Here is an 8645-nt window from a genome sequence, read left to right on the forward strand (position 1 = left end):
GCATACGGCGGCACGGGCTTGCTCAAAAGCCCGGCTAGGCCCAAGCCCGTAGTAGTATGGTTTTATAACGTTTTGAAATTACGTATTTATGAAACTAGAAAATGATCCATTGCCGCAATTACTTAACAACATTGACGCTGCCTTACGTTCATTGGTGGAAGCCCAAGTTGCTGATAAATATGCACTAGTTGAAAGCATCTTAGATGCCGCCAGACTCATTATTGTTGAGGATGGCGGCGTGGCCGCACTCGAGAGTCGCTCGCAAACTCTGGATGCGGCAGGAGTCTATGACGGCACCGATTGGGCTAAGCCGCAGGCATTGATCCCCGCGCTAACTCCCTATGCGCTATCGAGTGCTGTGGCCGCGACAGTCACTATCGAGTGCCTAAGCGAGTTGCGCATGCTGGCTATTGCGCTGGGCGACTACAAGCATGCTGAATTTTCGGCGGAGCAGGCCCATCATTTTTTAACGCAGTCTATTGCACTCAACCTTGAGCTGCTTTTTGCTGCTAGCTCAGAGGCCGCGCGGATTAAGCAAGGAGCGCTGGCAATGGTGCCGCGAGCGCTTATGCAGCACTTGGCTCAGCGCATTGGTTTTCAGCACATCATTGACCAATTAATCGATGAGATTTGGCGACTACTGCGCCAACGCCCAATCCAAATCAATCCCGTCAAAAACATGATCACGCAAATAGCCATTTGCCATACGAGTGAGGGTATTGATCTGGGCTCTAGCGGCTTAGGCGCGGCAAGGCTGGTGAGCAGCCTTTATGGCCCAACCCATGAAAGTACAGGCGATCCGGGCGTGGTCTATTACGAGCAGCGCTTGGCGAGCTTGGACGAAAATGCCTTGCAAGCAGAAGCCTTGGGATTTTCCAGAGCCATGCACGACACTGGCTTGGTGTCGCCTTACCACGCCAGTTTTCTGCGCTATATCTTGAATGAAAACGACTACTTACTCATCGATGCGCTCGGCCTTTCCGGCACTGGCCGCGATGGTTTGGTGTGTTATCGAGATCTAATTAAATCCCTCATTAGCGAGTGTGTTTATCCTTCCACCGCACAAGCGGTATTCGGCATAGCCATGTTGCTTGAGCGCGGCATTTTGTATCAGCAGGGCGTAGCGCAATCGCTTTGGCGGCAAATCAACCTGCCGTTATCGGCTTGGGCCGAGGCCAGACTGCAATTTATGTGCGATAGCACCATCACTCCGCGTACACGGCTTTTAGAGGGAGTGGTGTGCATGCTGGGCTCGCCGCTAGGCATTGGCCAGGGCAATAACCCTACCTGCCAATCGGCAAGGGCGCTCTCGATTTGGGCAACCAGCGACCCCACGTATTTGCTGCAAATGATCACCTCCATTGCGCGTGACAATGACCTGACCATGCACTTCGAAGGTCAGCAGATTTCATCGCGAAAATGTCTGGATGCTTCCACGTCGCCTTTGCCATTTGATCTTGATCCAGTGTCGATGCTGTTGGTGCCCCATCTCGATGCCAGCTATTTAGAAATGGGTCGTTTGTGTCTCGGGCGTGAGGGTGATCCGCATCGCTGGATTAATCCTGAGTTTCACGGCTGGTGGGTTGGCCGCGGATTTTGCATCAATGTCGATGTTGCAACTGGTCATCTCATTGATTTAGAAGAATTTATCCGTAATTTTCATGCGCATTATCATCCGTTTTACAACGGTAACCAGCCCTTGATTCATCCTCAGCCAGCGGGAATCGCCATTACCGATAGTGCCGCGCGATTTATCGGATGGCACGCCATCGCCATCATGCGAGTGGCTCTGGATCAAGACTCGGAAATGCGCGTTTACTTCTTCAACCCCAACAATGACAGCGGTCAAGATTGGGGTAACGAGGTCATTGTTAGTACGGCTGGGCATGGCGAGCGTTTTGGCGAAGCCTCGCTACCGTTTGAGCTGTTTACCTCGCGCTTATATATTTTCCACTACGACACGCTCGATTACGGCGAGCCTGAAAAAGTGCCGGCCGAGTCCTATCAAAATGTGAAATCGCTGATTGAGTCGAGCTGGGGCGCAAACCGTATCGCGCCGAGCATTTGAGCCTAGATAGAAGGCATTGCTAGGCGTCTACAGCAGAGGTTATCAGTGCTTGGCGATCAAACTTGCTGAAGTAGTCTTTGAGGAAATCGATTAGCACCCTCAGCTTTTTTGAGCCAGCGCTGCCAGGCGGAAATACGCCATAGACCTCGATATCATTGAGTTGATAATCGTCCATCACTCGCTCCAACGATCCGGCCTGAATCTTAGGCCAGGCATCGTAGAGTGGAACTCTTCCTAGGCCATGCCCGCCTTCAATAAAGGCTGTACGAGCAGCAGCGTTATTGGTGCTTATACTGCCTTTCACGGCCACACTATACGAGCGGCTACCTTTACGTAGCTTAATAGCGCCAGCAGTCAGTTTATAAATAACCCAGTCATGCTGCTCTAGCTCTGCGGGTGTGGTGGGGCGACCGCGTTTTGCGAGGTAGTCCGGTGCTCCACAAAGGCAGGTCGGCAATGTCGACAGCTTGGTAGCTTGCAGCCCGGAGTCGGCCAACGGCGCACCACGAATAGCAAGGTCTATGCCTTCCTGCATGATATTCACCACTTCATCGGTGAGCATGACATCTAAGTCAATTTTAGGATAAAGCCGGCGAAAGCCATTCAGCGCAGGCACCACTATTTGTAAGCCGACATTGACGGGGCAGGTGATTTTTAATGAACCTTCGGGCTCATTTTTAAGGTTTTCAATTTGCAGATTTGCCGTAGTGGCTTGCTCCGCAATGATGCGGCAGGACTGGTAATACGCCATGCCAGTTTCCGTTAAGGCAATAGCGCGCGTTGAGCGATTGAGTAGCTTTACACCTAGCTGTGACTCCAGTTTTTTGAGGTGATAACTGACTGAAGCACGAGATATCCCGATGTGTTTAGCCGCCGCACTCAGGTTGCCCTGCTCAATTACTTGAGCAAAAACCACCATGCTTTTAAGTTGTTCAAAGGATAAGTTCATGGCTTATTGTATCAATTATTCATCTAATGTAGTCAATTCTATCCGTATTGTTCGATTCGCCGTGCGCCAATACACTGCATGCCAAGGTTAGAGGCTGAAACAGTAAGCCACCCATTCACGATGTATAGGAGTACATAAATCATGACTAACGCAAATGCTAAAAAGGTATTGATGGTCCTTACCTCTCATGCCGATCTGGGTAATAGCGGGGAGAAAACTGGGTTTTGGGTTGAGGAGTTTGCTGCCCCTTACTACACGTTTGTTGATGCAGGCGTTCACATCACACTCGCGTCACCAGCAGGCGGTCAGCCGCCTATCGATCCCAAAAGTGAATCAGTAGATGCTCAAACGTCGGCAACCCGCCGCTTTGATGATGATGTAGAAGGGCAGGCCTTGTTGGCAAAAACGGTAAAGCTGGCCGATGTTAATGCAGCAGATTATGACGCAGTGTTTTATCCCGGTGGACATGGTCCATTGTGGGATTTAACCGACAGTAGCGACTCCATCGCTTTAATTGAGTCTTTCCTGTTAGCCAATAAACCCGTTGCTGCGGTATGCCATGCAACCGCAGCCTTTTTGAACATTAAAGATGCTGCTGGCGACTACGTCGTTAAAGGTAAAGCGGTAACTGGCTTTAGTAACAGCGAAGAGGATGCTGTGCAATTAACAGATGTAGTGCCATTTCTACTAGAGAGCGAGCTAATTAAGCGCGGTGGTGACTACCAAAAAGTAGGCGATTGGCAAGCATTTGCTGTTCAAGATGGCTTACTGATTACTGGCCAAAATCCTGCAAGCTCTGAACTTGCGGCAGAAAAATTACTTGCTGCACTAGCCTCCTAAGCTAGCCAGCTTCATTGAATAGATAAGGAAATAAACATGTTGAATTTTAGTTTTCAAAACACCACGAAAATACTGTTTGGCGAAGGTCAAATTCAGGCGATAAGCCAAGCCATTCCGAAAGACGCTAAGGTTCTAGTTACCTACGGTGGCGGCTCAATTAAAACCAATGGTGTCTATGATCAAATTACTGCCGCATTGAGCGAGCACACCTGGTTTGAGTTTTCCGGGATTGAGCCCAACCCAAGCTACGAAACCTTAATGAAAGCGCTAGACCCGATTCGCGAGCATGGTATTGATTTCCTGCTAGCGGTTGGCGGCGGCTCTGTCGTTGACGGCACTAAGTTTATCGCCGCTGCAGCCGTGTTTGAGGGCGATGATCCTTGGGATTTTGTCGCTAAAGGGCAGCCCATCACAAAGGCATTACCGCTTGCCTGTGTCTTAACGCTGCCTGCCACCGGCTCGGAGTCGAATATTGGCGCGGTGGTCACCCGTGACGGCAATAAGCTGCCTTTTAGCAGCCCATTGGTGAGGCCGTTATTTGCCGTGCTAGACCCTGCAGTAACGCTGTCTTTGTCTGATCGTCAAATCAGCAACGGTGTGGTTGATGCCTTTATTCACACTATGGAGCAATACCTCACGTATAGCGTGAACGGCAAAGTGCAAGACCGTTTCGCCGAGGGCTTGCTGCTTACGCTTATTGAAGAAGGCCCGAAAGCATTAGCTGTCGAGACTAAAAATGACCTGGCTATTCGCGGCAATATTATGTGGGCGGCAACCATGGCTTTAAATGGCTTAATTGGCTCAGGCGTACCGCAAGACTGGTCTACGCACATGATTGCGCACGAGCTAACCGGTGCTTATGGCATTGATCATGCTCGCACGCTATCGATCGTATTGCCTGCCGTGATGAAAGTTCGTAAGGAAGCGAAGCGCGAGAAACTGCTGCAGTACGCAGAGCGGATATGGGGCCTGACTGATGGCGACGAAGAGTCGCGCATTCAACGCGCCATTGAGCTAACTGAGCAATTTTTCACTGCCATGCAAGTACCAACACGCCTATCGCATGTGGACTTAGGCGAGGCCGCGATTGATGGTTTGATCGCTAAACTTACTCAGCATGGCATGGTCAAACTCGGTGAGCAGAAGGCCATCACGCCCGAGATAAGCCGCGAGATTTTAATCGCTGCGCTGTGATGATTTAGCTAAACCCCCTCAATTTGCCACCACGAAGGTAGCAAATTGAGGTTTTCAGGTCTGGCGTAACGGTCATCGAGTAGATAGACAACGCCGGTATCGCTGGTGTCGCGAATAACGCGGCCAGCGGCCTGAACCACTTTTTGCAGGCCAGGGAAGCGGTAGGTGTAATCGAAGCCGCTGCCAAACTGCGTCTCCATTCGCGTTTCGATAATCTTATTAATATCGGTAGGCGAGGGCATGCCCAGCGTGGTGACAAACGCGCCAATTAAACGCTTGCCCGGCAAGTCGATGCCCTCACCAAAAGCGCCGCCTAATACGACTAGCCCCAGCTGCTCACTATCATTGCCAAAGCTGTCGACAAAAGCCTGCCGATTCGCCTCATTCATATCACGCTGTTGTGGTCGTAAACACAGCTCGGGGTAGCATTTAGCGAGATGCTGCTCGGCGGCGGCCAGATAGTCGTAGCTGCTAAAAAAGGCCAAATAGTTGCCAGGCTGCTCAGCGCATTGCTTGGCTATTAGCTCACAGACAGCCGGTAAGCTTTGCGCTCGATTTTGATAGCGTGTGGATATATTCGTCGCAATGCGAACGCGCAGCTGCGCTGACGAAAACGGCGAGTCGACATCGATCGCTTTAGTGGAGTCAGGCATACCCAACATATCGCGATAAAAATCAGTCGGGCTCAGCGTCGCCGAAAACAAGGTAGAGCTGATGGCAGTAGCAAATCGTGGGCGCAAATAATGTGCTGGCAAAATATTGCGAATGCTCACTGTGTTGAGCGTGCTCGGGTCTTTTGGATCATCAATGATGATGTCACATAGCGCGTGATCGCCGTACTGCTCAGCGAGCCGAAGAAACAGCAGCGCATCGAAGTAGAAACGTAAAATCTCAGGCGCCATTTGGCGGTTGTCACTAAGCCAATCGGTGATGTGGCTGACCACAACTTGCAGGGCTTTGATCAGCTCATCAGGCACATCGGCAAGTGCTGTATAGCCATTAGTGAAGTCGCGAAAGCGCCGATGCCAAACCGCATTAAGATCGGTGAGTCTGCGTTTGAGTGCAGATGGACTGGCATCAAAGGCGCTAATCAGCGCGTGTTGGCTCAGCGATACCGTGTACATGCCGCGCCCGCGTTCGATCAGGTTATGCGCCTCATCGACCAGTAGCGTAATGCGCCATTCGTTGAGCACCGTGAGCGCGTAGAGCATGGCACTCATGTCGAAATAATAGTTGTAGTCACCGACGCAAACATCGGCCCAAGGCGCGATGGCTTGGCTCAAGTAGTAGGGGCAAATCGAATTAGCCTGGGCAATCTCGCTAACTCGCTTTTGGTCTAGCCACGCGGCCTTAACGGCTTCGGCGCGCGCATCTGGCAAACGATCATAAAAACCTTCAGCCAAGGGGCAAGACTCGCCATGACAGGCGCGATCTGGATAAATGCAGGCTTTTTCGCGCGCAACTAACTCTAAAACACGAATGCGCAGCAATGGGTGATGTTCGCGCAGCGTGTGAAATGCGCCGAGGGCTAATTGCCGGCCGGGTGTTTTCGCGGTGAGAAAAAATAGCCTATCGATGTTCGATGCCGGCATCGCCTTCAGCTGAGGAAAAATAGTAGCCAGCGTTTTGCCGATGCCGGTGGTGGCCTGTGCCAGTAAAGCGTGCTCATGTTTCACCGCACGATAAACGGCCTTGGCCAAGTCGCGCTGGCCATCGCGGTAAGTGGCATGTGGAAACTCAAGTACATCGAGCGACTGATTACGCGCTTCACGATGCGCGGTTTCCTGTTCTGCCCACGCTAAAAAGCGCTCGCAATGCATATTGAAAAACAAAGCTAAGTCCGCCGCGCTAAACGTCTCCGGCTCTGTAGTCTCTTCCGCGGTGATCACGTGGTAGTAAACCACGGCGACTTCTAATGATTTAAGGCCGCGCTGGCTGCAGAGCATGTGGCCGTAAATCAAGGCTTGTGCGCGATGAAGCGCACGATGATTGTCAGGGATGCGCTCAATATCACTGCGGTGGGTTTTGATCTCTTCTAAGCGGTTGAGTTCTGGGTCGTAGCCATCGGCGCGGCCAATAACTTCTAAGCCCGGATAATGCGCTTTAAGGTCTATCTCAGCTTCGTAATAATTGGGGCGTCGATGCTGCACAACACGATGACCATGCATGCCTTCTTCAGGGCTAGGCGCGGGCGTAAAGCGCAGGTCTAGATCGCCGGTCTTAGCCGTAAATTCGCACAATGAGCGCACGGCAACGCGATAATTCATGCTGCCTCCCAGCAAGCCATTAACGGCCCGCTAGGGCAGATGCGCTGAGTTACTTGATGCGCTGATAGTTCAATGGCACCCAGCGGTAGCCTTTACCGTTGGCGTTTATGTAGCCCAACGATGGAAATTGCAAATGCGTTGCGCCAACGAGTAGGCCAGTTTCCGTCGCCTGCTTAAATAACGCCAAACGCTGCTTTTTAGCCGCAGTCGCATCTGAGTCAAAAGCGATAGTCACTTCAGGTCGATCAAACTGTACGGCGGCAACGTGAATGATGTCGCCGAGCACCAATAAGCGCTGATCATCGCTTTGCACCATATAGCTGATATGACCTGGCGAATGGCCTGCGCTCGGCTCGGCGGCAATGCCCGCTGCTAACTCGGTTTTGCCAGAAAAAGTCTTTAAGCGATTCGCCGTTTGGTAGGGCTTTAGTGATGCCATCGCATTCTTAAAAAAGCCTTTTTTATCGTCTGGCGCTTTCGCCATTTCAGCCTCGCTAAGCCAATACGCAGCCTCTGTAGCATCGGCTCGCACGGTGGCATTGGGGTAGACCATTTTGCCGTCTTTGCTTAGGCCGCCGACATGGTCGGCATGCATATGGCTGATATAAATTTCGTCAACTTGCTCGGGCGTGTAGCCGGCTAGCGCTAGATTTTTACTGACATTGCCTAGTGTTGGGCCAAACAAGCTGCCGGCGCCGGCGTCAATTAGCACAAGCTTTTTGCCGGTGTTTATTAGGTAAGCATTTACCGAGGTTTCTAGCGGTGCGGTCTGATGCACCTTCTGGAGTGCGGCAATCGTTTTCGCGGCATCTTGCTGCAATAGCTGATCGACGGGTAAGTCGACGGTGCCATCATTTAGCACTGTGACTTCAGTTTGCCCAAGCATCATGCGGTAGAAGCCGGGGGCTTGCGCTTTCAGTGGCTCTGCGGCGGCAAACGCCTGTGTGCTGGCAGTCAACGCCGCCAGTGCTATCGCCATAAACGTATGTTTCATGATTGGTTTCCTGTTGAAAATCGGAGTTCTGGTAAGTTTAACTGAATGAGCTTAAAGCTGATGGCTCAGCTCCATGGTTGAGATCAGCCACTTAATCTATATGCGCCTAAGCATACGCCACTGGAAACTCATTCCAGCACGTGGTGTAGCGCGGTGAGCGATTATTGGCCCGCATATGCCAAGCATCACTCAATTGCGTGCTAGCGACGTGCAGTGTGCCTGCGCCCTGATGCTTATTAATGCTATCCATTAGACCCATCAGCCGCAGCCGCTTAGGATCATCGACCGTGGCAAAAAGATCAGTTTGCTGGCCATCTGCCTGGCCAATCTCGC

At 51.6% G+C, this 8645-nt stretch carries 7 protein-coding genes; 3 read left to right on the plus strand and 4 right to left on the minus strand.

Annotated elements, in window-relative coordinates:
* Positions 1–88: 88 nt before the first annotated feature.
* Positions 89–2068, plus strand: a complete 1980-nt coding sequence (locus tag AC3DKE_RS08685) for a hypothetical protein (protein WP_340675251.1) — start codon at positions 89–91, stop codon at positions 2066–2068.
* 19 nt (positions 2069–2087) lie between these two features.
* On the opposite strand, the gene AC3DKE_RS08690 is transcribed toward AC3DKE_RS08685, so the two are convergent.
* A complete protein-coding gene (locus tag AC3DKE_RS08690; protein ID WP_487990465.1) occupies positions 2088–3017 on the minus strand; it encodes a LysR family transcriptional regulator in 930 nt (309 codons plus the stop codon).
* Between the two features lie 141 nt (positions 3018–3158).
* Between AC3DKE_RS08690 and AC3DKE_RS08695 the strand changes: the two genes are divergently transcribed.
* Both AC3DKE_RS08695 and AC3DKE_RS08700 read left to right on the plus strand, forming a co-directional pair.
* Entirely contained in the window at positions 3159–3857 is a 699-nt protein-coding gene (locus tag AC3DKE_RS08695; protein ID WP_487990466.1) for a type 1 glutamine amidotransferase domain-containing protein, read from the plus strand.
* A gap of 36 nt (positions 3858–3893) precedes the next feature.
* Complete coding sequence (locus tag AC3DKE_RS08700) at positions 3894–5051, plus strand: iron-containing alcohol dehydrogenase (RefSeq protein WP_379068798.1); 1158 nt, start codon at positions 3894–3896, stop codon at positions 5049–5051.
* An 8-nt stretch (positions 5052–5059) separates the two neighbouring features.
* Here AC3DKE_RS08700 and AC3DKE_RS08705 read toward each other — a convergent pair whose 3' ends face one another.
* The 3 genes from AC3DKE_RS08705 to AC3DKE_RS08715 all read right to left on the minus strand — a co-directional run.
* On the minus strand, positions 5060–7318 hold the full coding sequence (locus AC3DKE_RS08705) for an ATP-dependent DNA helicase (RefSeq protein ID WP_487990467.1): 2259 nt from the start codon (positions 7316–7318) through the stop codon (positions 5060–5062).
* Positions 7319–7367: 49 nt separating this feature from the next.
* The gene (locus AC3DKE_RS08710) at positions 7368–8312 is read right to left on the minus strand and encodes an MBL fold metallo-hydrolase (protein WP_487990468.1); all 945 of its coding nucleotides are present in this window, start codon (positions 8310–8312) and stop codon (positions 7368–7370) included.
* A gap of 106 nt (positions 8313–8418) precedes the next feature.
* A partial coding sequence (locus tag AC3DKE_RS08715) for a DUF4113 domain-containing protein (protein ID WP_487990469.1) occupies positions 8419–8645 on the minus strand: 227 nt, incomplete at its 5' end.

Source organism: Paraperlucidibaca sp. (assembly GCF_982810325.1).